This window comes from Rickettsia endosymbiont of Ixodes pacificus (genome assembly GCF_000965155.1).
Taxonomy (GTDB): domain Bacteria; phylum Pseudomonadota; class Alphaproteobacteria; order Rickettsiales; family Rickettsiaceae; genus Rickettsia; species Rickettsia tamurae.
The window spans coordinates 231,510-257,315 of the sequence record NZ_LAOP01000001.1 but is presented as its reverse complement, the minus strand read 5'-3'; the positions used below and the strand labels follow the sequence as shown (position 1 = coordinate 257,315).

Sequence of the window (25,806 nt, the reverse complement as noted above, 5' to 3'; positions counted from 1 at the left end):
TTTCTGGACCCCGTGGTCAAGCCACGGGGTGACATTAAGGATAAACCAAAATATGAACGAAACAATTCTAGTCAAAATAATTACTCCTTTAAGTATTGCATTTGAAAAGCAAGCTAAAATGGTAACAATGCCGGGTGAGGAGGGTATGTTTGGAGTGCTGCCGGGTCACGCTCCGATGATTGTTAATTTAAAAGCCGGTTTAGTGCAGGTTTATATAGATGATATGCATAAATCTGAAAACACTTATCTTATTTCCGGCGGTGTAACCGAAGTAACGGCAAATTATATTAATATAGCTACGGAAACGGCTATTAACGTTACGAATTTAAGTGAAGCAGAAATAGCAACTAAGCTTCTAGAACTTCAAAAACCTTTATCAGATCAACATTAATTTGTTTGAAAAATCTACGTTTTGGGATAAGGTTATTTTTATGTCATTGCGAGGAGAATTACATAGTAATTCGACGAAGCAATCTCAGGATATTTGACGAGATTGCCACGCAGCCTACGGATGCTCGCAATGACGATGTTCATTCCACATAATCAAGTGAGAAACAAATGTCAAAAGTGCATAATTCAGAATATCTTAAAGAATTATCAGTCGATAATACTTCATACAAAATTTATGATATAAATAAAGCGGCAAGCGATATCGAACTTCCCTTAAAAAAGCTTCCATATAGTTTAAGAGTGTTATTTGAGAATGTATTACGTTCTAATGGTTCAAAGCAAAACTTACTTGTATTTAAAGAATGGCTAAAAACTAAAAAATCTAATGCGGAAATAGATTTTATGCCGGCAAGAGTTTTGATGCAGGATTTTACTGGTGTGCCTGCTATTGTGGACTTGGCTGCTATGCGTGATGCGATGAAGAAAATAGGGGGCGATCCGTTAAAAATTAATCCGCTTATTCCTGTTGATTTGGTAATAGACCATTCCGTAAGCGTTGATTCTTACGCAGCTAAGGATTCATTCGATAAAAATGTTCAAATGGAAATGAAACGTAATATAGAGCGTTATGCATTTCTTAAATGGGGGCAGCAAGCATTTAATAATTTTAAAGTAGTGCCGCCAGGTACGGGTATTTGCCATCAAGTAAATTTAGAATATTTAGCAAAAGTCGTGTGGCATAAGGACGGGCTTGCTTATCCTGATAGTTTAGTTGGAACGGATAGCCATACAACTATGGTAAACGGATTATCGGTGCTTGGTTGGGGAGTCGGCGGAATAGAGGCGGAAGCTGCAATGCTTGGACAACCTCTTACTATGATTCTACCGGAAGTAATCGGTGTAAAACTAACAGGAAAATTAATAGGTATAGCTACCGCAACCGATTTAGTTTTAACCGTTACTGAAATGCTACGTAAAAAGAGAGTAGTAGGTAAATTTGTTGAGTTTTTCGGTGAGGGGCTAAAAAATCTAACGATTGCCGATCGTGCTACCATTTCTAATATGTCGCCTGAATACGGTGCTACTTGCGGCTTTTTCCCGATTGATCAAGAAACTATAAAATATCTAGAGCTAACAGGTAGAGAAAAAACGCAAATCAAATTAGTAGAGAAATACGCAACCGAGCAGAATCTTTGGTATGATTTTGAGCATGAGGCAGAATATACTGAGGTTTTAGAGCTAGATTTATCCACGGTACATAGTTCACTTGCCGGTCCAAAACGTCCGCAAGATCGAGTAAACTTAAACGATGTAGCAAGTAATTTTAAACATGAATTATCGAATTTTGCTTTAGAAAATAAAGACATTGATAAAAAATATGCCGTAGCAAATCAGAATTACGAAATCGGTAACGGCGATGTGGTAATTGCAGCAATTACTAGCTGTACTAATACTTCTAATCCTTCGGTTATGATTGGTGCAGCACTTCTTGCTAAAAAAGCACTAGAATACGGGTTAAAGGTAAAGCCTTGGGTTAAAACTTCTCTTGCTCCTGGTTCAAAAGTCGTAACGGAATATTTGAATCTTAGAGGTCTTGATAAATATTTAGATGAATTAGGGTTTAATCTAGTAGGTTACGGCTGCACTACTTGCATCGGTAATTCCGGACCTCTAAATCCAGAAATAGAGGAAACTATTAACAAAAACGGGCTAGTTGTTGCTTCTGTTTTATCTGGTAATAGGAATTTTGAAGGGCGAATTAATCCACTTACTAAAGCAAGCTATCTCGGTTCGCCTATTTTAGTCGTAGCATATGCACTTAGTGGCACTCTTAATATAGATCTAACAAATATGCCTATAGGAGAAAATATTTATTTAAAAGATATTTGGCCAAGCAAAGAAGAGATAGATGAAGTTATTGCAAATTCAATTAATTCCTCTATGTTTATAGAAAAATATTCTGATATATTTAGCGGAACAAAAGAGTGGAAAGATTTACAGGTTACTACTAGCTCTAATTATAATTGGGATAAGAATAGTACCTATATTAATAATCCGCCTTATTTTGAGGATATAGGCAGCGAGAATAGTATAAAAGATATAAAATCTGCAAAAATTCTAGCAATTTTCGGCGATTCTATTACTACCGATCATATTTCGCCGGCAGGCAGTATTAGTAAAACCAGCCCTGCTGCTAAATATTTAACGGACCATCATATAGAGCCTCTAGATTTCAACTCTTACGGATCACGTAGAGGAAATCATAAAGTGATGATGCGTGGCACATTTGCTAATATCCGTATAAAAAATGAGATGTGTAAAGGTGTAGAAGGCGGTTTTACTATAAATCAATTAAGCGGCACGCAGCAAACTATCTACGATGCAGCTATGGACTACAAAGCTCATGATGTACCGGTAGTGATTTTTGCAGGTAAAGAATATGGTAGCGGCTCATCTAGAGACTGGGCAGCAAAAGGACCTGGGTTGCTTGGTGTAAAGGCAGTGATTGCCGAGAGCTTTGAACGAATACATCGCTCAAATTTAGTAGGTATGGGTATTTTACCGCTAACTTTTACCGACAATAATACAAGATTAGATTTAAAGTTAGACGGTTCAGAAACTATTGACATTATAGGCTTAAGCGAGAATATAAGACCTTATAATCCTGTTAAATGCGTGATAAAAAAACAAACCGGTGAAATAAGAACAATCGATTTAATATTGCAAATATTTACGGATAATGAGATAAATTATATAAATCACGGCAGTATTATGCATTTTGTGGTAGAGAGTTTGAAGGGGTAGTTTACTGGTATCGTCATTGCGAGGAAATTGCGTAGCAATTGACGAAGCAATCTCGGGAGTTTGTTTTATTTCATGAGATTGCCACGCAGTCTACGACTGCTCGCAATGACGACTCAGATATCCATGCAACAACGCCACACGGGAACGACATAAAGAGGTAAAAATATGGACAAGCATCTTAAAGAATATACCGAGAGTGGTAAGAAAAATTTAATAGTGGTATATATATTATATCTATGCGGGATAGTAGCACCGATATTACCGTTAATTGGAGTATTTTTTGTATATCTCAATAAAGATAAAGGTGATAACTTTGCTACTAGTCATTACGTGTTTTTATTTCGTACTTTTTGTCTTGGAGTTCTTGGGTGGATTGTATGTTTCATATTTACGTTTATCATTATTGGAGTAGTATTGTATTTTGCACTCGCTGTTTGGTATATACTTCGTGTTGCTATCGGTTTTAAATATATGATAGAGGATCAAGCTTATCCGAACCCTATGACTTATTGGATAAAATAAAAGATGATAAAACTTACTATAGACGGTTCTGAAATAGAAGTATCAGAAGGCAGCACCGTTTATCAAGCCTGTACACAAGCAGGTAAAGAAATTCCTCATTTTTGTTATCATGAGCGTCTAAAAATCGCCGGTAATTGCCGTATGTGCTTGGTTGAAATGGAAAAATCACCAAAGCCTATAGCTTCTTGTGCAATGCCTGCCGGTAACGGTATGATTATTCATACCGATACGCCTATGGTAAAAAAAGCACGTGAAGGGGTGATGGAGTTTTTACTTATTAACCATCCTCTAGATTGCCCTATTTGTGACCAAGGTGGGGAGTGCGACCTGCAAGATCAGGCTTTTAGATACGGCAAAGGTACTAATAGATTTCATGAAAATAAGAGATCTATTAAAGATAAATATATGGGGCCGCTGATTAAAACAGCAATGACTAGATGTATACAATGCACTAGATGCATTAGATTTGCGAGTGACATAGCGGGAATAGAAGAAATGGGAGCTATTCATCGAGGCGAGCATATGGAGGTAACTTCATATTTAGAGCAAACTTTAGACTCTGAAATTTCCGGTAATATGATAGATATTTGTCCGGTCGGTGCTTTAAATTCCAAACCTTATGCTTTTAAAGCCCGTAAATGGGAACTAAAACATACCGCTAGTATTGGAGTGCATGATGCTGAAGGCTCTAATATTCGCATTGATAGCAGAGGCGATGAGGTAATGAGAATATTACCTCGTGTTAATGAAGAAATAAATGAGGAGTGGCTTTCGGATAAAAATCGCTTTAGTTATGACGGTTTGAAATATCAGCGTTTAGATCGCCCTTATATCAGAAAAAACGGTAAGTTAGTAGAAGTTAGCTGGAGTGAAGCTTTAAAAATTATAGCGGATAAAATTAAATCCGTAAAACCTGAGAAAATTGCCGCTATTGCCGGCTCTCTTGCTTCTGTCGAAGCAATGTTTATGCTAAAAGCATTACTGCAAAAGCTTGGCTCTAATAACTATAGTGTTAATCAGTTTAACTATAAAATAGATACAAGCGAGCGAGGAAACTATTTATTTAATACAACTATTGCCGGCGTAGAAAAAGCTGATTTATGTTTACTAATCGGAGCGAATCCAAGACAAATAGCACCTATATTAAATAGCAGAATAGGCATGCGAGTACGTGCCGACTCATTAAAAATAGCAAAAATAGGCGAAGGACATAATCAAACTTATAGAATTCAGGATTTAGGAAGCAACCCTAAAATAATTGAGGAGTTAGCTAGCGGTAAACATGAATTTGCAAAAGCCTTTAAAGCAGCAAAATATCCGATGATTATACTAGGTGACGGCGTATATGCAAGAGATGACGGATATGCTATATTGTCGCTTATTTATAAGATAGTGGCTGAATATAATATTATGCGTGATGATTGGAAAGGCTTTAATATATTGCATAATCACGCTTCTATAGTTGGCGGTCTTGATATCGGTTTTAATACTCCTATTAAGCTCGAAGAGTTGGAACTTGCTTACCTGCTTGGAGCTGATGAAGTCCCGTTTGATAAGCTGAAATCGGCTTTTATAATATATCAAGGACATCACGGGGATTCAGGTGCTGCGAGTGCTGACGTAATTTTACCTGCGGCTGCTTATACCGAGCAGAGCGGAATTTATGTTAATTTAGAAGGAAGACCGCAAATAGCAGAAAAAGCAGTATCGCCTGTAGGAATAGCTAAAGAAGATATAGAAATTATTAAAGAGTTTGCCAGTTCTCTAAAAATAGATATCGGAATGGATAATTTGCAAGAAGTAAGAGCCAAGCTTGCTAAAGAATATAAGATATTTGCTAGTATTGATAAAATTACAGAGAATAAATTTACTAAATTTAGCTCTAAAGATAAGTTATCAAAAGAGCCTATAACTGCGGAACCTATTAATTATTATATGACAGACATAATTAGTAAAAACTCAGTCACTATGGCTAAGTGCGTTGAGGCTAAGGAAGCAAGAGACGAGGAGGCAACATGACAATAATGTCATACCGTGGCTTGACCACGGTATCCAGTAAAAATGTTGATATAGCGTGTATTGTACTACTGGATACCGTGGTCAAGCCACGGTATGACACCGAGGTACTCTCATGACAGAACTCTTTTTTGAATATATTTTTCCGTTAATTATCATCGCTCTAAAGGTAGTTGCAATCACTATCCCTTTAATATTGTGCGTTGCGTATTTAACATATGCAGAGCGTCGTGTTATTGGATTAATGCAGCTCCGACGAGGACCTAACGTTGTCGGTCCGTTTGGATTACTTCAGCCTATTGCCGATGCGGTTAAGCTCTTATTCAAAGAGCCGATCATTCCAACCAATTCCGATAAAATATTATTTATTTTAGCACCGATGATAACTTTTATATTAAGTTTAATCGGCTGGGCAGTTATACCTTTTGCAAAGGGCGTAGTTCTTGCAGATATTAATGTCGGTGTTTTATATATCCTTGCTATATCTTCATTAAGCGTTTACGGCATTATTATTGCCGGTTGGGCTAGTAACTCAAAATATGCATTCCTTGGTGCTATACGCTCATCTGCTCAAATGATTTCTTATGAAGTGTCGATGGGGCTGGTTATTATTACCGTGCTACTTACTACCGGTACTCTCAATTTAAGTGGGATCATTGAAGCACAAAGAACAATGCAGTGGTGGATTGATTTAATGCTACTACCTATGGGCGTCGTGTTTTTTATCTCAGTGCTTGCTGAAACAAATAGATTACCTTTTGATTTACCTGAAGCAGAATCGGAGCTAGTCGCCGGCTATAATGTTGAATATTCCTCTATGGGATTTGCTTTATTTTTCCTAGGGGAATATGCTAATATGATATTAGTTAGTGCAATGACTACGACTTTCTTTTTAGGAGGTTACTTGCCGCCCTTTAATATATCGTGGTTAGATTGTATTCCGGGGTTCTTTTGGTTTGTATTTAAGGTCGGATTCTTATTGTTCTGCTTTTTATGGATTAGAGCGACCTTACCAAGATATCGTTATGATCAATTAATGCGACTTGGCTGGAAAGTATTTTTACCTCTAACTTTATTTTGGGTGGTGTTAGTGTCAAGCGTGCTTATGTATACCGATAATTTACCGAGTATTTAGAGGGGGAGAGTATCATTGCTCTCCATTGTCATCCCGTGGCTTGACCTACGGGATCCAGAAAAAATATACGAATTAAAAGCACTATAAATTGTTTTACTAGATCCCGTGGTCAAGCCACGGGATGACAGGTATTTTTTTAATATTATGATAAACTATTTAAAATCGTTTTTTCTATATGAGATAGTACGAGGGATGGCTTTGACTTTAAAGTATTTCTTTAAGCCCAAAGTTACCATAAATTATCCTTATGAAAAAAGTCCTGTTAGCCCTAGATTTAAGGGTGAGCATGCACTGCGTCGCTATGAAAACGGCGAAGAGCGTTGTATTGCTTGTAAGCTCTGTGAGGCGATTTGTCCGGCACAAGCGATAGTGATTGAAGCGGACGAACGAGATGACGGCAGTAGACGTACTACTCGTTATGATATCGATATGACAAAATGTATTTATTGCGGGTTGTGTCAAGAAGCTTGTCCTGTAGATGCGATAGTTGAAGGACCTAATTTTGAGTTTGCAAGTCTAACTCATACCGCACTTATTTACGATAAAGAAAGATTACTGCAAAACGGCGACAAATGGGAGCAGGCACTTGCTAGTAAACTACACAAAGATTACGAGTATAGGTAATATACTCGTTTAATTACTTTTCATTTATTCAGAATATATACGTATTATGCTATTGTGATTCTGTTAATAGGTTCATTTCAAAAAAGTTAAATTAAAAAAATATATCATGAAAATTCGAACCTTGCATTCGAGATTTCATAAACTTTTGTAATTTAATTATTGCTTTTCTTTTTTTGACTTTTATTCTCTTAATTGTAAATAATTATAAAAACTAAAAAATTATGTTTATATTTATAGTATGGTAGTTTGTTTTGTTACTACTATAGTTTTATTGATAACGCTCTCTATTATATTTAATGCATTCATTACATTATTTCTGCCGGAATATACTAATAAAGAGGAACTTATAAAATTATAGTACTAATGAGCAATATTTAAAGCTAAAATCATATGATAAGGATTTATATGAACAATTAAAGGGTTGCCTCCAAAAGAGCTAGAAGAAAAGAGAATTAGTTATAAGAATGAATATATAGAAGTTACTAAAGCACGTGCTGTAAGTACAATAATTAATTGTTCAATTTGGATTATAGTTAGCCTTATATTTTTTTTGTATAGCTAGACCATAGTAAATAGGTACATACTATGCTAATATATATGTTATAAATGATAATAAATAAATTATGGCAAGCAGTTACAGTTACGATTTAAGAATGAAACTATTCAAAGCTCTAGATGATGGGCTCTCAATTGTTAAAGCATGTAAAATATTCAATATAGGTCGTAACACTATATATAGATGGAAAACTCTTAAATGGGAAACAGGAGATATAAAAGCAAAACCTTATGGTCCAGCAAAGGGTTATAATGCAAAAATAAATCTCAAAGAATTTGAAGAATTAATTATCAATAATCATGATAAAACAGCTAAAGAATTAAGTATTATACTAGGTAATAGATTACAAAGAACTAGAATAAATTACTATAGAAAACTACTAGGGTACACTTATAAAAAAAAGTCATCTTCATCCCAGAAGGGATATTGGTTTAAGGAATGAATTTATAGAAAAGATACAGCAAATTTCTAAAGAAACTCTAGTATTCATTGATGAGTCAGGAATAGAAGATAATGCTTGTAGAGAATATGGATGGAGTATAAAAGGTACTAGATGTTATGGAAACAAAGTGTATCAACATAAATCCAGGATCAGTATGATAGCGGGGCTTCGTAATAATCAAATTATAGCGCCAGTAATATTTGAAGGAAATTGTAATAAAGAAATATTTACAACCTATGTAGAGACTATATTAACTAAAGAATTACATCCTGGACAAACAGTAATTATGGATAATATCAACTTCCATAAGAATAATATAATAAGAGAATTAATCGAGTCGGTTGGGTGCAGAATTTTATTCTTACCTACATATAGCCCAGACTTAAATCCTATAGAACATTATTGGTTTAAGATTAAGAACGAAATAAGAAAAGTTACGGGGCAATTCAAAGATATCAGTATGGCTGTAGAACACGTACTAAAGTTTATTTAACTGTACCTATTTACTATGGTCTATACCTTCCCGTTTAATAAATTTATCATTTTCTTTAACTAAAAAACAATCCGCTTGAGTTATAAAAGGTACAGTAAGTGATATTAGGGCAGTTAGGTGTAAAATAATTTTTTTCATATAATTAAAATTCCAAATAAATGAATAAGTAGGTAGGTAGCTTTGTTGTATGGATCAAAAAATGTATTTAGTGTCATACCGTGGCTTGACCACGGGGTCCAGAAAACAACTTAAAATACTAATAATTTTAGTATTTTAAACTGGATCCCGCTACAAGCTTGCGGGATGACAGAGGGAAATATTGATCCATACAACAATGCTGTACGAGAATGACATCCGCTTAAACTAAGTGTATACAATTTAATAAATTTCTTGAGACTGATCTTCCTTACTCGGTACATAATCAAAAATATCATTATTATCGTGATTATCGATCATATCTTCATTCTCAAGCATCTGAAAATTATTGACTTTAAATGCTTCTATAACCGTGCCGCTTGGCGTAATTTTACCGGTTGCTCTATCTACTGCTAATAATTTTATTGAATCAGGAACTTTGAAAGGCAGCGACGGTTCATCCTTATAAGCATTACTCATAAAATCAATAAAAATCGGCAATACTACGTTTGAACCTGTTGCTCTTTTTCCAAGCTCTTTCGGTGTATCATAGCCAACATAACTGCCAACTACTATCTTGGGCGTAAAACCTACAAACCATGTATCTCTACTATCGTTACTAGTACCGGTTTTTCCACCGATAATTTTCCCTAGCTTCTTCGCAGCATAACTGGTACCTCTATCTATTGCTCCGGTTAAAAACGAAGTAATTTGATAATCACTAGCTTCATCCGTAACTCTATAGATATATTCTTTCGGTATTTCTAATATTGCGGTATCTAAATTGTTATCTGAAACATTACAAGAAAGACATTCTCTATCATCTCGCCTATAAATAATTTTACCGTTACGGTCTTTAATTAATTCTACAAAATGAGGCTCAACTTTTTTACCGCCGTTAGCAATAATTGCATAAGCATTAGTCATTCTGCTAAGTGTAGTTTCAATTGAACCAAGTACCATAGAGTAAACTTTTTTCGGTTCATTATTAATACCGAATCGCTTAATTATATCAACGATTTTTGTAAGCCCTACAGCAGTCGCAACTCTTACGGTTATGAGATTACGAGATTTTTCAAGCCCGGTACGCATAGTGATTTCACCTAAAAACTTACCTTCATAATTTTTAGGACGCCAGCTAGGCATACCCGGACCTTGCAAAATCTCAATAGGTCCATCGTTAAAAATCTGATTCGGCTTAACACCGTTTTCAAGGGCTGCTAAATAAACAAAGGTTTTACTCAAAGAACCCGGTTGACGAAGTGCTTGAGTTACTCTATCAAATTTACTTGTGGAAAAATCATACCCCCCGACGCTTGCAAGTACCTGTCCGGTATTTGGGTTCATAACCATAATAGCCCCATTTACTTCAGGAATCTGACGAAGAGCATACCCCTCTTTTATAGCCTCAACCACTATCACGTCACCTTTTTTAAGCAAAGCCTTAACTGATTTAAGGTTACTTCTTGCCCATTTCATTTCAGCAATAGGAATTTTAGATTTGCTGCCGTCTATAAGTCCAATCTCTGCATGGTTATCAGTCACATCTAGAACTACAGCTAATTTATACTCTAAAAGCGATTGAGGTGTAGGTAATTTTTTAAACTCTTCTTGCCAATTATCAAGAGAAATATTGGCAATAGGTTTTCTAAAACCACGCTTCCTATCAAACTCCCTAAGTCCTTTTCTTAGAGAGTTTTCGGCTAATTGCTGCATCTTTGCATCTAAAGAAGTAATAATAGTAAGACCTCCTGTATAAAATTCCTCTTTACTATTTAGCATCTTAATTACTTCTTCTCGCACCTGCTCGGCATAATAATCAGCCGTAACAGTTTCTTCTTTAGCTCGTTTACGTAAAACTATCGGGCTATCCATAGCTTCTTTCGCAGCATCTCTTGTTATATAACCATCTTCAAACATACGCATTATTACGTAATCACGACGAGCTTTTACTCTAGCGTAGTTTCTCTCCGGATTAAGTTTGGAAGGGGCTTTAGGCAGTGCCGCAATAAAAGCTGATTCTGCAATGGTAAGTTCCTCTCCGGATTTATTAAAATAATTTTGTGCAGCTGCCGCAACACCGTATGCACCGCGACCAAAGAATGTTTGATTAAGATATAATTCTAAGATTTGATCCTTAGTAAATACTCTTGAAATCATATAAGAAAGAATCGCTTCTTTAATCTTACGTTCAAGAGAAACCTCGTTAGTTAGCAGAAAATTTTTAACCACTTGCTGAGTAATGGTAGATGCTCCTTCCATACGCCTATGATGTAAATAATTAGATATATTTAAAAATGCCGCTCTAACTATTCCAAGCAAATCAATGCCGGGATGGTTATAGAAATTCTTATCCTCAGCTGCAATAAAACTTTCTATTAGCGAACTCGGTACGCTATTAATCGGTACAAATACACGACGTTCAAAAGCGTACTCCTCCATTAATTTGCCGTCACGGGAATAAATACGCGTTACCGACGGTGGATAATAACGTGCAAGCTGTGAGTAATCAGGCAAATCACGTGAATAGTGATATATTATATAAGCAGTAATCCCGCAACCTACTAAAATAAGGAAGGCAAAAATTTTTAAACAAAAAAATAGAGATTTATACATGACTTATAATATTTCGCCGGTTAAACTATTAAGTGAAGCCTTAGTAATTTTTACATCAATGATTTTACCAAGTAAAGATTTATTAGGGTTTTGGATATATACGGACTGCATGTATGGAGTTTTACCTATTATCTGGTCGTCGAATTTACCATCGCGATCAAATAGAACTTTCATAGTACTACCAACACAACTTTCATTAAAAGCTAGTTGCTGAGCCATAAGTTCTTTTTGCAATATAGTTAATCTCTCTGATTTTATATGTTCAGGTATTTGGTCGGTTCTAGTTGCACCAGGTGTGCCGGGACGTGGGCTATATTTAAACGAATAGCACTGACCGTATTTTACTCTGCGGACCAAATCTAAAGTATCCTCAAAATCTTCATCTGTTTCACCGGGAAAACCGACAATAAAATCAGAGGATAAAACTATATCGGGTCTTGCTTCTCTTAAGCGATTAATTATATCAAAATAATATTCCCGATCATGTTTGCGGTTCATGGATTTTAATATTTTATTTGAACCTGACTGCACCGGTAGATGTAGAAACGGCATTAATTTAGGTTCGGTGCCGTGCAGTTTTATTAGATCATCATTCATATCTATCGGGTGTGAGGTGGTATAACGTAATCTCTCTAAATTTGGAATTTGTGCTAGATGTTTGAGTAAATCGGCTAGACTAAATATTTTATCTGCAGGACCTTTACCGTGATATGCATTGACATTTTGTCCAAGTAACATAATTTCTTTAGCACCGCTACTAACTACTTTTAGTGCTTCTCTGTAAACTTGCTCTACATTCCTTGAAAATTCAGCACCTCTTGTGTAAGGCACTACACAGAAAGTACAAAATTTATCGCACCCTTCCTGTACCGATATAAAGGCACTTGTTCCTTGCGGATATAATTGCTCAGGTAACTGATCAAATTTTGCTTCTTCAACAAAATCAAGATCGATTAAGTGCTTTTCGTGTCTAACGACTTTTGAGATTAATTCCGGTAGGTTATAATAAGATTGCGGACCGACAACAATATCAACATAAGGAGTTCTTGTGAAAATCTCTTCACCTTCCGCCTGTGCAACACAACCGGCTACAACTATTATTGCAGAGTTTAAGCCTTGTTTTTTTCTGGTATCTTGTATTTTCTTAATACGACCGAGTTCAGAATAAGTTTTCTCGGCTGCTTTCTCTCTGATATGACAGGTATTTAGAATAATAACATCAGCATCTTCAATATTTTCCGTGGGTTCATAGCTAAAGGGATAAAGCAAATCCTGCATCTTAACGGAGTCATAAACATTCATCTGACATCCGTAGGTCTTAATATAAAGCTTCTTACTCATAAAATTTTTAATATTATAAATAAGTTCTATACTATATTTAGATAATTTTATCAAATTTTAAATAAACCGAAAGCACTATCCATCTGCTTTTCTTAACTTAATTAATTCATCTACTAGAGAAATTTTTTCTCCTGTAGTATCTATATAATCTTGCACTTTTGCTTGTAATTTTGCTAAAGCTTGATTTGAAGTGTAGTACAAATCATACTTTCTTTTTTATGAGCCTTATCTTTTATTTTCTTTTTTACCATATTAATAATACTTGTATAATGATTGAGCGTTTTTTAGCAAAAGATATTAAATCTTTTTTAAATGAGTTTTCAGCTGTAGCTATTTTAGGCCCAAGACAAGTGAGAAAAACTACTTTGGCAAAAGAAATAGCCGCACAAATATCCCCTACCCCTTTATATTTAGACTTAGAGAAGCCTTCAGATTTGGCAAAATTATCTGATCCTGAGCTTTACTTTCAAACTCATTCTAACCATTTAGTTATTATTGATGAAATTCAAAGAATGCCGCAGCTTTTTCAAGTTTTACGTAGCGTTATTGATGAAAGACGTCAGCAGGGGCAAAAGGTTAAACAATTCTTACTTCTTGGTTCTGCTTCTAAAGAATTATTAAAGCATTCCTCAGAATCGTTAGCAGGTCGTATAATTTGTACTCAGCTTTGTGGTTTTAATATTCAAGAAGTTAGAAAAGCCGGATATATTGATGATAATTTATTATGGCTTAGGGGCAGCTTTCCCGATAGCTTTCTTAGTGCTTCGGATAATAGTAGTATGAATTGGCGGCAACCTTTTATCATGACTTATTTAGAACGTGAAATACCGCAACTCGGCTATAATATATCTACAGAAGTTTTACGTAGAACATGGACTATATTTGCTCATTGTCAAGGCGATTTACTAAATGCTAGCAAAATAGCAGCAAGCCTTGGGATATCAGTCCCTACTATAATGAGATATATTGATCTCTTTGAGGATTTATTCCTTATAAGATTGCTAAGACCTTGGTCTAGTAATGTAAAGAAGCGATTAGTCAAAGCCCCCAAACTATATATTCGTGATAGCGGTATCCTACATGCATTATTAAGTCTTATGATGAGCTACTCGGACATTATATTCTCGGAGGAAGTTTTGAAGGATTTGTAATAGAAAATATTTTATCTACAGTTAAAAATAAAATGAATAGTTGGTTTTATAGAACTGCCGGAGGGGCAGAGGTAGATTTAATACTAGAATCAAGCATAAATAATCTTACGGCAATTGAAATTAAAAGATCCCTTACTCCTTCTATATCAAAAGGTTTCTATAATGCATTGCAAGACTTAAAACCAAAGAAAGCTTATATAGTATACCCGGGAAAGGATAAATATTATCTTAATTCATAAGTTGAAGTAGTTCCTTTGCATTATCTTCTTGATCTATTAAAAACAGAGCTGTAATAGCTGCATAATTTAGGTTTTGTTGCATGGCTCGAAGAACCCGCTCGATGTCATTCCCGCGAGGCATTGTTGCGTGGATCGTCTTTTCCGTCATTGCGAGGAAATTACGTAAGTAATTGACGAAGCAATCCAGTAAAAAATTCTGATTTACAGAATTTTTTTGTTATTTTTTCTGGATTGCCACGCTCCTTGCAGTCGCTCGCAATGACGACTCGGTATCCAGGCAGGCAATGCTGAGCTAAGAATGACCCTAACCTACTACTGATTAATTCTTGCTGTACAGATTCTTTCGGTGATTTCTTTTAATTTTTCTATTCTTTCAATAAGATAAAGTAGTTGTTCTTTTGTAATTTTATAATTTTTATCATATCTTGCGTCAACATAAGCTTTTTGTAGTAATTTAAAACATTCCTCTTGCTCCGGCGTTGCCATAGGAAATACCTGTAATAGCTCAATATGATATTTTCTTACTCTATTACCTAACTTTTTTATATCATGCAATTTAGGTTTATAGTTAGAAAAAAACTAATAAAATAGTACTGTAAAAACTTTCGGTAGCTTGATGAAGTGAAAAGGCTGATAAAGCATACTCCAAATCGTTTAAATAAGTAGTTGCCCCTTTTAAAAAACCTTTACCTCTACCAAACCAATAATCATAATTATCTTTAGCAATTTCTTTCATTTCACTCCAAGGCAATTCATCAGGCAAAGCTTTTGTTCCTATGATAGAAATTATTACTACCGGCAATAAATCCCTATGTTTCATACCTTTCTTAATTTGATTAATATAGGTATAACAACTGTAAAGCTGCGTTCTATTAAGATAATCTTTCTCCATTTTACGCTGCATCTCGATTATATACCATCTACCAGTTTCATCTTTAACTTTTAGATCGAATAAACTTCTTTTCCCTTCAAGAAATAAAGGCAATTTGTTCAGTAGTTATATAGCTTAAATCTATGATTCTATCTCCTTTCGATAACCTAAGAAGAGAGTTCAGTAAATTTATTAATTTTACTTTATCGCTAAATAATTTTTTAAATGCGACATCATTTGTACCGTCTAAATATCTTTGCATAAATAATTATATCTTTAGTAAGTTTTTATATATAGTAAATTAACCTCAGGTAGTAAATAATTTTATTATTAAATGTTATAGTAAATTAATACCTATCATTATCATCATATACTCCCCAAATTACTTTCTTGGAAATCCAACCTGTGTAATCCTTACATGTAATTTGGCAGAATTGTTCTTTACATTTTTTTAAACCGCAGCGAACCTTGGGCATTAATTTTGCTATAACTCGGCTTTTAGGGTCTGCGGATTTGGTAAGTTCTGTTTTCTTATTAGAAGTAATAACTACTGATCTTTTACCTGATAAGACGCTTGAATGTATCCAACCGCCTTCGCCGTTAATGTCACGTACTTGTCGCCATTGCTCGTACTCTGCAGTTATTTCTACCGGTTCGCCTTTTTTAACAAAAACCCATTCTACGGCAGATTTAGTAGTTGGTCCGCTTCTTGCATTTACTTCATTAGATTTTATTGAAACAAATCTCGGAATAGGCAATTTTTTATTATCGGCGTTAATTGTTGTTGATAATATTACAATAATTAAAATAATAAGAATTTTAATCATTATCTTCCGCTTCAGATAAAGCATCTTCTTTTTTTGCTATTATATAATTACCAAGCCTAAATTGTACTTTTATTCTATTAATTTCCTGCTCGCTAATACCTATATTTTTTAGGACTATTCCACCGATTTGTAATCCAGTCTCATAACTTTCCGGAATAATAGTTGTGGCGCCTAAATCATAAAACTCTCTAGCATTTTTTAAATTTTTTAACTTAACGACAACCGGTATATCCTGATAATTACCGCTAATTGTTTTAAGCGATTTCTTAATAGTTACTTGATTATTCATAGTAAGTATTATAGCGAATGCTCTTTCCGTACCTAATGCCTTTAGAGTATCGGCTTGCGATACATCACCTTTAAAAACCGGTAAACCGTTTGATAGCTCTTCTTTGACTCTATCATCATCTAAATCAAGTATTACGTAACTTATACCTTCTGCTTCCAAAACTCTTGCTACCATTTTACCGGTATTACCGAGTCCGGCAATAATAATATGGTTTGTTAAATCTCTTGCACCAAGCTCAATCATTTGAGTCGGAGTTTTACCTAGTCCTTTATCAACTTTCTCGGCAATCTTTTTCCCTAAAGCTGCGAGTAATGGAGTAAGTGCCATAGTAAAAGTAACTACGAGTAATAATATATCGGCAGTACTTTCTTCTAATACTCCGCTATCTTTACCTAAACTGAATAATATAAAACCAAACTCTCCGCCTTGCGATAATAATAAGCCTGAATAAAAAGCAACTCCTTTATTAAAACCGAATAAAATACAAAAAGCCGTTATGATTAAGGTTTTTATACCTATTAAAGCAATAGATAAAGTAAGAATATGAGATATTTTTTCATACATTTCTAGGGCATCGATATTCATACCGACGGTCATGAAAAACAATCCTAAAAATAAACTTTTAAAAGGATAAATACTTTCTTCTGCCTGCAATCTAAATTCAGTTTCCGCAACTAATACTCCGGCAACAAATGCTCCTAGAGCTAAAGACAAACCAAATGTTTCGGTAGCCCAAGCAGCAGAAAGTACTATTAACAAAGTCATCGAAATAGGTAACTCGCTTGCATTATTACTTTCTGATGAAATGAATGAAAATACAGGACGAAGAAAAACACGACCGACAATAAATATTGTAAGTAAGGCCGTTACGGCTTTTAAGAGTGCAATACCAAGAGCCGCTGCAAGCGAGGCTTTATTGTTACCGGCAAGTAACGGAACTATCACAAGCAATGGAACTACGGCCAAATCTTGCAGTAATAGAATAGCTAAAGAAACTCTTCCTATTTGCGTTGATTGACTACGATTTTCCTCAATAACCTGCATAACAAGTGCCGTAGATGAAAGGGCAAGACCACCGCCGGTAATGATAGCCGCACTACTATTACCGTCTATAAGTACCATTGCACCGGCAATTACTATAGCAGTCGTTAAAACTTGCAAACTACCGAGACCAAAGACATATCGTCTCATAGCTTTTAATCGCTCGAAGGATAACTCAAGACCTATTGCAAATAATAGAAATACTACACCAAGTTCACCTAGTAACTTAGTTTGGTCATATGTTACGATTTTTAAACCGTGATCACCTATTGCAGCTCCCGCAATTAAGTAACCAAGTACTGGACTTAATCTAAGACGCTTAAGTATAGCCACGATAAAAACCGCAGTACCGAGTAAAATTATAACGTTAATAAGAATATGATCGTTCATCTTTTCCAAATTTCTTCTAGCTTAAAATGCTCCCGTGCTTCAAGATAAAAATATTAATTAAAATAGTACCTGCATCTATTAGTACCCACTCTGATTTATCAAGCCCCTCAATATTACTATTTACACCGGCATTATTTTTTAATTCTAAAGCTACATATTCAGCAATTGCTCCAACATTTTTAGTCGAACTACCGCTAGCAAATATAATATAATCGGCTAATTTATGTTTTCCTGTTAAATCAATTACCTCAATATCTTCTGCTTTTTTCTCACTCAAACATTCTAAGATAAATAATTTTAATTCTTCAGCTTCTTTTTTCATAATAATTAATAAATGGCATAATAATATTAATTATTATATGCATAAGAGTAGAGTTTATCAATGAATGTTTAAAATTCTATAATAAAAATTCATATAAAGCTTTACTTTAACCAAAAAAACTTTAATTAATATTTATAGGCTTTTATATCTAAAAAGTGATAAAATAATGGCAATATCTGCAGAAGAGCTAGAAAAAATACTTAAGGAATCCTTTCCAAACAGTATAATAAAAATTACTGATTTAGTAGGAGATCAAGACCATTATGCATTAGAAATATCAGATGTTCAATTTAATGGACTTTCTTTAATTAATCAACATAAATTAGTAAAAAATGCCTTATATGAAATATTAAATACAAAACTACATGCAATTACCATAAAAACTATCGCAGTTCCTGAAAAATAATTACAAATACTAATATAATAAATCTTACACAAATTCAACTTATTTTTAATTAAGTTTTATACTTACTTAGCATTAAGATTATAATTTTTCTGATAAAACCAAATTTTAAATTAACTTTTGCATTGGTCAACAATATGTTGACTTCTATTCTTACATAGAGTATATTATAATAATCTATTCTCATCTCTAAATGCAATATAAACTCAGCTTTTCTAAAACAGCTTTAAAAAATTTACTCAAAATTTCTACAAACAAAAGAAAAGAAAAATTAGAACAACTAAAGCTAAATCCTTATAAGGAAAATAATAATATCAAGAAATTAATAGGACACGATGGTTATAGATTAAGGATTGGGGACTATAGTTATATATAGAATAAATAAAGGAAAGTTAGAAATTCTAGTAATTAATGTTGATGTTAGAGGAGAGGTATATAAATGAGTAATAAACATATAATAGAATATCAAGGAAAGCCTGCTTTTGTTGTTATACCTTTTAATGAATATCAGGAACTTATCAATAAAAAACAATGTATTACCGATGAAACATTATACACTGAAGCTATAGCCAAAAATGAGGAATATTTTCCTGAAGAATTAGTACAAAAAATCCTGGACGGTGAAAATCCTATTAAAGTTTATCGTGAATATAGAGGGTTATCTCAAGAACAATTAGCTATTAAAATCGGTAAAACTAAGCAATATATATATCATCTATTGAAAAAGGATTACGAAAAGGCATAATAGATACACTAAAAAAACTAAGTACCGTTCTAAATGTTGATTTAGATGTAAACCTTCAGATTTGATCTGACATATTAAGATTGAAATTAGACGAGTTTGTGGGTATGTAGATAACTAAGGAGTTATCTATCATATCCACGAACTAAATATAAAACTCAATTAATAGGAACAATATGTCAAATTATGATCAAAAAATAATCAAACCTAAATTAGGATTATTAGAACTTGCAAAACAACTAGGTAGTGTTAGTACTGCGTGTAAAGTAATGGGCTATTCAAGAGATAGCTTTTACCGTTTCAAGGAACTATATGAGATGGGCGGAGAAGCGGCTCTTGTGGATATGAGTCGTAAGAAACCTATAGTAAAGAATCGTGTATCAGAACATATAGAACAAGCAGTAATAAATCTTGCTATAGAGAATCCTGCTCTTGGTCAGCTTCGTGCGAGCCAAGCACTAATAAAGCAAGGTATTATAGTGTCATCCAGTGGTGTACGTTCTATCTGGCTACGCAACGATCTTGAAACTCTAAAGAAACGACTCAAAGCTTTAGAAGCTAAATCTGCACAGGACGGTATCTTACTGACAGAAGAGCAGATATCTGCTTTAAAAAAAGCAAAACAAATTAAAGAGGCTCATGGAGAAATTGATACTCAGCATCCCGGTTATCTTGGTGCACAAGACACCTATTATGTCGGTAATATGAAAGGAGTAGGTAGAATATACCAACAAACCTTTATTGACACTTATTCTAGAGTGGCTATTTGCAAACTCTATACTGATAAATCTGCAATAACATCCGCTGATATTTTAAATGATAAGGTAATACCTTTCTTTAATAATCATGATGTACCACTACTGAGAATCCTTACAGATAGAGGAACGGAATATTGTGGTAAGGTAGAACATCATGCTTTTGAGTTATATTTGGCTATAGAAAATATTGATCATACTAAAACTAAGGCACGTTCTCCTCAAACTAATGGAATATGCGAAAGATTACATAGAACTTTAAAAGATGAATTTTATGATATAGCTTTCCGTAAAAAGATTTATAGCTCATTAGAGGATTTACAGATTGACTTAGATCAATATTTAAACAAATATAACAATACTAGACCGCATTCTGGAAAGTTCTGTTATGGAAAAACTCCTATGCAAACTTTCAAGGATAGCATTAAAATTGCTCAAGATAAGTCTATTAATTCTTACTTATCTGACAGCACTTTTGCTGCTTAATCAATCTCTACCTGTCAGATCAAGTGTACGGGCTGTTGAAAAAGTTATAAAAAGAAGTAGAAAAGAGTTAATCTAAGGAATAAGCTGTATTTTTATGCTTAAATGAAGGTGTAAAGATGCAGGGTTATAAGCTTGATCAAAGTGTGAGATGTAATAGCCTTAGCTTAAGGCACATGATACCTAATGATCATTTATTAGTGAGGATTCATGAAGCTAAAGAATTAGAGTTTTCTTTTATCTATGAAATAACTAAGAATCGTTATTGTGCTAATTACGGACGTCCATCAATTGATCCTGTATTATTTTTTAGGATGCAAATAATAAGTTACTTATATGGTATAAAGTCAAATAGACGATTATGTAAAGAAATTCAGTTAAATATAGCATATAGGTGGTTTTGTGGTTTAAGTTTAGAGGATAAAGTACCGGATCATTCATCATTAAGTAGGATAAGAGATAGATTTGGGGTAGAACTATTTCAAGAAATATTTATAAGCTTGATTAAGCAATGGTATGAACTAGATATTATAAAAGGAGAAACAATTATTTCAGATGCCTCTTTAGTTGAATCTAATGCCTCTATGAATAGCCTAATATTAAGAAAAGATCAAGGTGATTCACAAAAGAGAGAATTAAAAAAATATGAACGTCGTTATCATGATTTCCGAGAAGGGAAAAAAGTAAGGAAAATATCTAATCAAACTCATGTCAGTAGGACAGATCCTGATTGTAGTCTTGTATCAAGAACTAATGGTTATAAAAAGCTATGTTATAAGACCCACTACTCAATTGATTCAGATTCACGTATTATAATAGATTGTTATGTAAGTACAGGATCACAACATGAGTGTATTGTACTTCCAAGTAGAGTTTGGAATATATTAAATAATTTTTCTTTTAGAGTAAAAGAATGGATAGCAGACAAAGGTTATGGTAGAGGTCCAACCTATGGATATTTTAAATTACTTGGAATTACAACTTATATACCTTTACATGTAGATAATCTTGGTGAAGGAAAAATAAGTAGGGGGGAATTTCAATATGATAGAGAACAGGATAGATATAAGTGTCCACAGGGACATTATCTTTATCCGTATGATAAATTAGATAAAAAACAAATAAAACGTTATCGTATTACAGGAGGGCATTGTAAAAATTGCTCTCTAAAATCAGGTTGTATTTCTGATAATTATAGTAATAGAGGACGATTTATTTATCGTAATCCTTATCAGGATGAAATAGATGAGGTAAAGGTCAGACAGAATAGAATTGATTTTAAGAAAAAACTAATTGAGAGAAAGTGGAAAATAGAAGGTCTATTTGGTGAAGCTAAGGAGAATCATGGTTTACGAGGAGCAAAATTTAGAAGTGTACAGAAAACACAGATTCAAATACTGATGATTGCGATAGTACAAAATTTTAAACGGATACTTAAAATTATTTTTTGGTTTTTTTATCTACTGCTATTAAAGATAAAAAAATATTAAAGTATTTGCAACCTTGTTGATTTTTTCAACAGCCCGTGTAGAGTTTTACAATTTAGATATGTTATAGTTCATTAAATTATTACTAATAGCAAATTACATAAGTTAAGTCTTAGCGTACCGGATTGAGCATGGTATTTTTTAGCTAAGTTCAACCCGTAATGCACTCCGTACTCCATTCTGCCTTTCTTAAGTACTACCCCTGCTCCTAAATCATACAGCATTTTAGTAGGTTTAGGTGACGGTACCGGTAGAGGCTCATTAAGACCGTTAAGATCTGCAATGATTGCCGGTGTTTTACCTTTAAAGTCGTAATTAATAAAGGCATGAACTTGCGGTCTAATTATGAACTCATCCTTATAGAAAGTTGTTTTAATTTCACCGCCGAGTATACCCTCAACCTTATTATATTGACGCTTCTGAATAGTTAGATTTTGGAAAGAAGTACCGTATTCTTGATAACCGAAATCTTTAATCTTAGTAAGTCTTAAACCTGCCATCGGTGCAAATGAAGTTTCTTTCCATAGATAATTATAACCCCCAACTACTTGACCGCTATAAGAAGTTGAATGATACTTACCGTGTGCCGTTTCATAACCGCCTATAATATTACGTAGTTCATTAGTTTTAATATCGCTTCGTGAATAGGTAGTTACGCCTTCTACAAACCAGTTATTTATAAAGTTATATAAACCGTATATAGAACCCATGTTAGTTCCGACCTTAGTAGTATTACCGGCTTTAGCATTTTGGTAACGTAACTTCGTATCGACCTCTAGTATAAGCAGCACCAAGAACTATATTATCGTTTATAACGGTATCGACCCCGATTGAACCACCGGTAGATTTAGCTTTATAACCGCTAAGTCCGTTAAAGGCTTTTTGTACCGCTTTGCCGTAATATGGGCTAACCCATACTCCGTAAACGGAATTATTAGCATTACCTTCATCGAGTTCACTGTTTGTCCTCCAGCTAGTGCTTCTATAATCAATTGTGAGCCAGCAGTAGCTATATTAACCGTACCTCCTAAGGCAAAATTTCCTGGAACGGTAACCGTAAACTCTCCGTTGACCGGACCTACAACATTACTTATATTAATTGTTGCAAGTGTTCCGATACTCGCATTAGTAGCAAGAAGGTTAGTATAAACGTCTAATATACCATTATTAGCCTGAAGAACCGGACTTGCAAAAGTATAAGGATTTGTGCCTACAGCACCGTTAAATTGAAGTCTAGCTGCTGCATTGTTATAATCAACTCCTGCTGTTGCAGTTAATGTTCCTCCTACTGCAGCTATCCCATCACTAGTAAAATTAAAGTTATTAACTGTAACATTACCTCCCAAATCAACAGCTGTAGTATTATCGCCTTAAACATTTAATGTATTAATCGCATTATTGGCTCCTATATTTCCGGTAAACCGTACTACCCGGCAAAATTTAATGTATTATTTCCTTCGGCTACGGAATTAATTATATTTCCCACCGGTAGCTCCGCCGACATTCGCATCGGCAGCTATTGTTACTTGTGCGGCAGTACCTTTAAAATCTATATCAGAAATTACGCTTTTTTGAAAGCGTGTTAACGAGTTGTGCGTAAATTGTACTAACCCTCCATTTCCTGTATCAATTCCCGTTTCCCAATCTACACCATAATGGGTGTCACCTCCAACAAGAGGCTGATACTGGTTTCCTATCTGAATAGTTTGTGCAAAGATAGTTCCTGTAATTGTAACCGGATTTTGATTTAGAAGTTGTCCCGGCTCATCGGCTATCCCATCGGTACTAAATATGTTAAGCCTTTTTGTTCCCCCTGTTCCGTTGCCACTACCTGCATCAAGTGCAATTTCTCGTTTACCAGAAGCCACGTGTACTCCTATTGACCCCATAAATCCTGTGCCGGAATTAGTTTCACAGTAGCTATAAATTTTGCTTCATTTTTGATCCATTACTTACTATATAACTAGAATTTGAGCCGGAAAAATTGATATTTTTTGTAGGTTTAAAATTCATATTATTAACGTAATAAGTGTTACCTGTTAAAGTTAAAGCCGCCCCGTTATTAGGACAATCGATATTTAGTCCACTTCCGGCACCATTAGATGTTGCGGTATTGGCCGGTACAGTCATAACTGCGTTATTATTGGCACCTATATTTAAAGAGCCAATTGAAACATTAGCAGTGAAATTAAACACTCCTCCAAGTGCTAAATCATCCCCTGGGGCAAAAGGCGTTCCACCATCAAGGTTAAAGCCTGTGGATAACACAGCATTTGGACCTATGACGGTTCGAACCCCGAGTGCACTTGTGCTAGCAAGCATCACTGCCGCAGTTGATACGAACATGCCTTTTTTTATTAAATTTTTTAGAGTATTTTTTCCGGGCTGTTGAAAAAATCAACAAGGTTGCAAATACTTTAATATTTTTTTATCTTTAATAGCAGTAGATAAAAAAACCAAAAAATAATTTTAAGTATCCGTTTAAAATTTTGTACTATCGCAATCATCAGTATTTGAATCTGTGTTTTCTGTACACTTCTAAATTTTGCTCCTCGTAAACCATGATTCTCCTTAGCTTCACCAAATAGACCTTCTATTTTCCACTTTCTCTCAATTAGTTTTTTCTTAAAATCAATTCTATTCTGTCTGACCTTTACCTCATCTATTTCATCCTGATAAGGATTACGATAAATAAATCGTCCTCTATTACTATAATTATCAGAAATACAACCTGATTTTAGAGAGCAATTTTTACAATGCCCTCCTGTAATACGATAACGTTTTATTTGTTTTTTATCTAATTTATCATACGGATAAAGATAATGTCCCTGTGGACACTTATATCTATCCTGTTCTCTATCATATTGAAATTCCCCCCTACTTATTTTTCCTTCACCAAGATTATCTACATGTAAAGGTATATAAGTTGTAATTCCAAGTAATTTAAAATATCCATAGGTTGGACCTCTACCATAACCTTTGTCTGCTATCCATTCTTTTACTCTAAAAGAAAAATTATTTAATATATTCCAAACTCTACTTGGAAGTACAATACACTCATGTTGTGATCCTGTACTTACATAACAATCTATTATAATACGTGAATCTGAATCAATTGAGTAGTGGGTCTTATAACATAGCTTTTTATAACCATTAGTTCTTGATACAAGACTACAATCAGGATCTGTCCTACTGACATGAGTTTGATTAGATATTTTCCTTACTTTTTTCCCTTCTCGGAAATCATGATAACGACGTTCATATTTTTTTAATTCTCTCTTTTGTGAATCACCTTGATCTTTTCTTAATATTAGGCTATTCATAGAGGCATTAGATTCAACTAAAGAGGCATCTGAAATAATTGTTTCTCCTTTTATAATATCTAGTTCATACCATTGCTTAATCAAGCTTATAAATATTTCTTGAAATAGTTCTACCCCAAATCTATCTCTTATCCTACTTAATGATGAATGATCCGGTACTTTATCCTCTAAACTTAAACCACAAAACCACCTATATGCTATATTTAACTGAATTTCTTTACATAATCGTCTATTTGACTTTATACCATATAAGTAACTTATTATTTGCATCCTAAAAAATAATACAGGATCAATTGATGGACGTCCGTAATTAGCACAATAACGATTCTTAGTTATTTCATAGATAAAAGAAAACTCTAATTCTTTAGCTTCATGAATCCTCACTAATAAATGATCATTAGGTATCAT

At 34.1% G+C, this 25,806-nt stretch carries 24 protein-coding genes and 4 pseudogenes; 14 read left to right on the top strand and 14 right to left on the bottom strand.

Going from position 1 to position 25,806, the window contains the following annotated elements:
* Positions 1-52 precede the first annotated feature (52 nt).
* The 8 genes from REIP_RS01505 (at position 53) to REIP_RS08935 (ending at position 8,983) form a co-directional block, all read left to right on the top strand.
* Positions 53-391, top strand: coding sequence for a F0F1 ATP synthase subunit epsilon (locus tag REIP_RS01505; RefSeq protein WP_008579384.1), 339 nt, complete (start codon positions 53-55; stop codon positions 389-391).
* Between the two features lie 167 nt (positions 392-558).
* Positions 559-3,195 carry an aconitate hydratase AcnA gene (gene acnA / locus REIP_RS01500; RefSeq protein ID WP_045803636.1) on the top strand — a complete coding sequence of 879 codons (2,637 nt, stop codon included), beginning with the start codon at positions 559-561 and terminating at the stop codon, positions 3,193-3,195.
* Positions 3,196-3,360: 165 nt separating this feature from the next.
* Positions 3,361-3,717, top strand: a complete 357-nt coding sequence (locus tag REIP_RS01495; RefSeq protein ID WP_045803635.1) for a DUF4870 family protein — start codon at positions 3,361-3,363, stop codon at positions 3,715-3,717.
* Positions 3,718-3,720: 3 nt separating this feature from the next.
* Positions 3,721-5,736 carry an NADH-quinone oxidoreductase subunit NuoG gene (gene nuoG / locus REIP_RS01490; protein ID WP_045803634.1) on the top strand — a complete coding sequence of 672 codons (2,016 nt, stop codon included), beginning with the start codon at positions 3,721-3,723 and terminating at the stop codon, positions 5,734-5,736.
* A complete protein-coding gene (locus REIP_RS12085) occupies positions 5,733-5,852 on the top strand; it encodes a palindromic element RPE4 domain-containing protein (protein ID WP_023507213.1) in 120 nt (39 codons plus the stop codon). Before nuoG ends, REIP_RS12085 begins: the two co-directional genes overlap by 4 nt.
* Complete coding sequence (gene nuoH, locus REIP_RS01485) at positions 5,849-6,868, top strand: NADH-quinone oxidoreductase subunit NuoH (RefSeq protein ID WP_008579380.1); 1,020 nt, start codon at positions 5,849-5,851, stop codon at positions 6,866-6,868. Before REIP_RS12085 ends, nuoH begins: the two co-directional genes overlap by 4 nt.
* A gap of 144 nt (positions 6,869-7,012) precedes the next feature.
* Positions 7,013-7,492: an NADH-quinone oxidoreductase subunit NuoI gene (gene nuoI, locus REIP_RS01480; protein ID WP_023507212.1), complete on the top strand. Its 480-nt coding sequence runs from the start codon at positions 7,013-7,015 to the stop codon at positions 7,490-7,492.
* 623 nt (positions 7,493-8,115) lie between these two features.
* Positions 8,116-8,983, top strand: a protein-coding gene (locus REIP_RS08935; protein WP_156147374.1) for an IS630 family transposase whose coding sequence is annotated in 2 segments (ribosomal slippage) — positions 8,116-8,442 and positions 8,444-8,983 — 867 coding nt in all. Because the reading frame shifts where the segments join, the coding sequence is not laid out codon by codon here.
* 378 nt (positions 8,984-9,361) lie between these two features.
* Here the strand turns inward: REIP_RS08935 and REIP_RS01465 are convergent.
* The 3 genes from REIP_RS01465 to REIP_RS13090 form a co-directional block, all read right to left on the bottom strand.
* A complete protein-coding gene (locus tag REIP_RS01465; RefSeq protein WP_045803633.1) occupies positions 9,362-11,734 on the bottom strand; it encodes a penicillin-binding protein 1A in 2,373 nt (790 codons plus the stop codon).
* 3 nt (positions 11,735-11,737) lie between these two features.
* Positions 11,738-13,075: a tRNA (N6-isopentenyl adenosine(37)-C2)-methylthiotransferase MiaB gene (gene miaB / locus REIP_RS01460; protein ID WP_045804256.1), complete on the bottom strand. Its 1,338-nt coding sequence runs from the start codon at positions 13,073-13,075 to the stop codon at positions 11,738-11,740.
* Between the two features lie 75 nt (positions 13,076-13,150).
* On the bottom strand, positions 13,151-13,276 hold the full coding sequence (locus REIP_RS13090) for a hypothetical protein (RefSeq protein WP_269429000.1): 126 nt from the start codon (positions 13,274-13,276) through the stop codon (positions 13,151-13,153).
* 17 nt (positions 13,277-13,293) lie between these two features.
* Between REIP_RS13090 and REIP_RS12080 the strand changes: the two are divergent.
* Positions 13,294-14,465: pseudogene (locus REIP_RS12080) on the top strand (ATP-binding protein).
* Here REIP_RS12080 and REIP_RS10620 read toward each other — a convergent pair.
* The 6 genes and pseudogenes from REIP_RS10620 to rsfS form a co-directional block, all read right to left on the bottom strand.
* Positions 14,455-14,613 (bottom strand): hypothetical protein, encoded by a 159-nt coding sequence (locus REIP_RS10620; RefSeq protein WP_156147388.1) that lies wholly within the window; start codon positions 14,611-14,613, stop codon positions 14,455-14,457. The pseudogene REIP_RS12080 and the gene REIP_RS10620 sit on opposite strands and share 11 nt — an antisense overlap.
* Before the next feature lie 13 nt (positions 14,614-14,626).
* A pseudogene (locus REIP_RS10615) lies at positions 14,627-14,750 on the bottom strand (zinc ABC transporter substrate-binding protein); the annotation flags it as partial.
* A gap of 27 nt (positions 14,751-14,777) precedes the next feature.
* Positions 14,778-15,598 (bottom strand): annotated as a pseudogene (locus tag REIP_RS12075) (Rpn family recombination-promoting nuclease/putative transposase).
* Positions 15,599-15,683: 85 nt separating this feature from the next.
* A complete protein-coding gene (locus REIP_RS01435; protein WP_045803632.1) occupies positions 15,684-16,163 on the bottom strand; it encodes an SH3 domain-containing protein in 480 nt (159 codons plus the stop codon).
* Positions 16,156-17,883: a monovalent cation:proton antiporter-2 (CPA2) family protein gene (locus REIP_RS01430; RefSeq protein ID WP_045803631.1), complete on the bottom strand. Its 1,728-nt coding sequence runs from the start codon at positions 17,881-17,883 to the stop codon at positions 16,156-16,158. The genes REIP_RS01435 and REIP_RS01430 overlap by 8 nt, the downstream gene beginning before the upstream one ends.
* A pseudogene (gene rsfS, locus REIP_RS01425) lies at positions 17,880-18,205 on the bottom strand (ribosome silencing factor). Before rsfS ends, REIP_RS01430 begins: the two are co-directional and overlap by 4 nt.
* A 166-nt stretch (positions 18,206-18,371) precedes the next feature.
* Between rsfS and REIP_RS01420 the strand changes: the two are divergent.
* From REIP_RS01420 to REIP_RS01400, 5 genes are all read left to right on the top strand, one after another.
* A complete protein-coding gene (locus REIP_RS01420; RefSeq protein ID WP_045803630.1) occupies positions 18,372-18,611 on the top strand; it encodes a BolA/IbaG family iron-sulfur metabolism protein in 240 nt (79 codons plus the stop codon).
* 190 nt (positions 18,612-18,801) lie between these two features.
* Positions 18,802-18,984, top strand: coding sequence for a type II toxin-antitoxin system RelE family toxin (locus REIP_RS01415; RefSeq protein ID WP_045803629.1), 183 nt, complete (start codon positions 18,802-18,804; stop codon positions 18,982-18,984).
* Between the two features lie 63 nt (positions 18,985-19,047).
* The gene (locus tag REIP_RS01410; protein WP_231569157.1) at positions 19,048-19,353 is read left to right on the top strand and encodes a helix-turn-helix transcriptional regulator; all 306 of its coding nucleotides are present in this window, start codon (positions 19,048-19,050) and stop codon (positions 19,351-19,353) included.
* Between the two features lie 173 nt (positions 19,354-19,526).
* A complete protein-coding gene (locus REIP_RS01405) occupies positions 19,527-20,591 on the top strand; it encodes an IS481 family transposase (RefSeq protein ID WP_045803566.1) in 1,065 nt (354 codons plus the stop codon).
* A gap of 173 nt (positions 20,592-20,764) precedes the next feature.
* Positions 20,765-22,078, top strand: a complete 1,314-nt coding sequence (locus tag REIP_RS01400; RefSeq protein ID WP_172686766.1) for a transposase — start codon at positions 20,765-20,767, stop codon at positions 22,076-22,078.
* A 71-nt stretch (positions 22,079-22,149) separates the two neighbouring features.
* Here REIP_RS01400 and REIP_RS01395 read toward each other — a convergent pair whose 3' ends face one another.
* The 5 genes from REIP_RS01395 to REIP_RS01375 form a co-directional block, all read right to left on the bottom strand.
* Entirely contained in the window at positions 22,150-22,866 is a 717-nt protein-coding gene (locus REIP_RS01395; protein ID WP_269428998.1) for an autotransporter outer membrane beta-barrel domain-containing protein, read from the bottom strand.
* Positions 22,817-23,068: an autotransporter domain-containing protein gene (locus tag REIP_RS13085; protein ID WP_269429020.1), complete on the bottom strand. Its 252-nt coding sequence runs from the start codon at positions 23,066-23,068 to the stop codon at positions 22,817-22,819. Before REIP_RS13085 ends, REIP_RS01395 begins: the two co-directional genes overlap by 50 nt.
* Before the next feature lie 476 nt (positions 23,069-23,544).
* Positions 23,545-23,964 carry a hypothetical protein gene (locus REIP_RS12070; RefSeq protein WP_231569156.1) on the bottom strand — a complete coding sequence of 140 codons (420 nt, stop codon included), beginning with the start codon at positions 23,962-23,964 and terminating at the stop codon, positions 23,545-23,547.
* A 31-nt stretch (positions 23,965-23,995) separates the two neighbouring features.
* Positions 23,996-24,421 (bottom strand): hypothetical protein, encoded by a 426-nt coding sequence (locus tag REIP_RS11465; protein WP_197069177.1) that lies wholly within the window; start codon positions 24,419-24,421, stop codon positions 23,996-23,998.
* A 71-nt stretch (positions 24,422-24,492) separates the two neighbouring features.
* Positions 24,493-25,806, bottom strand: a complete 1,314-nt coding sequence (locus REIP_RS01375) for a transposase (RefSeq protein WP_172686766.1) — start codon at positions 25,804-25,806, stop codon at positions 24,493-24,495.

Excerpts from the sequence above, each read along its gene's own strand:
- REIP_RS01505 (WP_008579384.1), top strand. The coding sequence starts at position 53 with ATGAACGAAACAATTCTAGTCAAAATAATTACTCCTTTAAGTATTGCA.
- acnA (WP_045803636.1), top strand. The coding sequence starts at position 559 with ATGTCAAAAGTGCATAATTCAGAATATCTTAAAGAATTATCAGTCGAT.
- REIP_RS01495 (WP_045803635.1), top strand. The coding sequence starts at position 3,361 with ATGGACAAGCATCTTAAAGAATATACCGAGAGTGGTAAGAAAAATTTA.
- nuoG (WP_045803634.1), top strand. The coding sequence starts at position 3,721 with ATGATAAAACTTACTATAGACGGTTCTGAAATAGAAGTATCAGAAGGC.
- REIP_RS12085 (WP_023507213.1), top strand. The coding sequence starts at position 5,733 with ATGACAATAATGTCATACCGTGGCTTGACCACGGTATCCAGTAAAAAT.
- nuoH (WP_008579380.1), top strand. The coding sequence starts at position 5,849 with ATGACAGAACTCTTTTTTGAATATATTTTTCCGTTAATTATCATCGCT.
- nuoI (WP_023507212.1), top strand. The coding sequence starts at position 7,013 with ATGATAAACTATTTAAAATCGTTTTTTCTATATGAGATAGTACGAGGG.
- REIP_RS01465 (WP_045803633.1), bottom strand. The coding sequence starts at position 11,734 with ATGTATAAATCTCTATTTTTTTGTTTAAAAATTTTTGCCTTCCTTATT.
- miaB (WP_045804256.1), bottom strand. The coding sequence starts at position 13,075 with ATGAGTAAGAAGCTTTATATTAAGACCTACGGATGTCAGATGAATGTT.
- REIP_RS10620 (WP_156147388.1), bottom strand. The coding sequence starts at position 14,613 with ATGACGGAAAAGACGATCCACGCAACAATGCCTCGCGGGAATGACATC.
- REIP_RS01435 (WP_045803632.1), bottom strand. The coding sequence starts at position 16,163 with ATGATTAAAATTCTTATTATTTTAATTATTGTAATATTATCAACAACA.
- REIP_RS01430 (WP_045803631.1), bottom strand. The coding sequence starts at position 17,883 with ATGAACGATCATATTCTTATTAACGTTATAATTTTACTCGGTACTGCG.
- REIP_RS01420 (WP_045803630.1), top strand. The coding sequence starts at position 18,372 with ATGGCAATATCTGCAGAAGAGCTAGAAAAAATACTTAAGGAATCCTTT.
- REIP_RS01415 (WP_045803629.1), top strand. The coding sequence starts at position 18,802 with ATGCAATATAAACTCAGCTTTTCTAAAACAGCTTTAAAAAATTTACTC.
- REIP_RS01410 (WP_231569157.1), top strand. The coding sequence starts at position 19,048 with ATGAGTAATAAACATATAATAGAATATCAAGGAAAGCCTGCTTTTGTT.
- REIP_RS01405 (WP_045803566.1), top strand. The coding sequence starts at position 19,527 with ATGTCAAATTATGATCAAAAAATAATCAAACCTAAATTAGGATTATTA.
- REIP_RS01400 (WP_172686766.1), top strand. The coding sequence starts at position 20,765 with ATGATACCTAATGATCATTTATTAGTGAGGATTCATGAAGCTAAAGAA.
- REIP_RS12070 (WP_231569156.1), bottom strand. The coding sequence starts at position 23,964 with ATGGGGTCAATAGGAGTACACGTGGCTTCTGGTAAACGAGAAATTGCA.
- REIP_RS11465 (WP_197069177.1), bottom strand. The coding sequence starts at position 24,421 with ATGTTCGTATCAACTGCGGCAGTGATGCTTGCTAGCACAAGTGCACTC.
- REIP_RS01375 (WP_172686766.1), bottom strand. The coding sequence starts at position 25,806 with ATGATACCTAATGATCATTTATTAGTGAGGATTCATGAAGCTAAAGAA.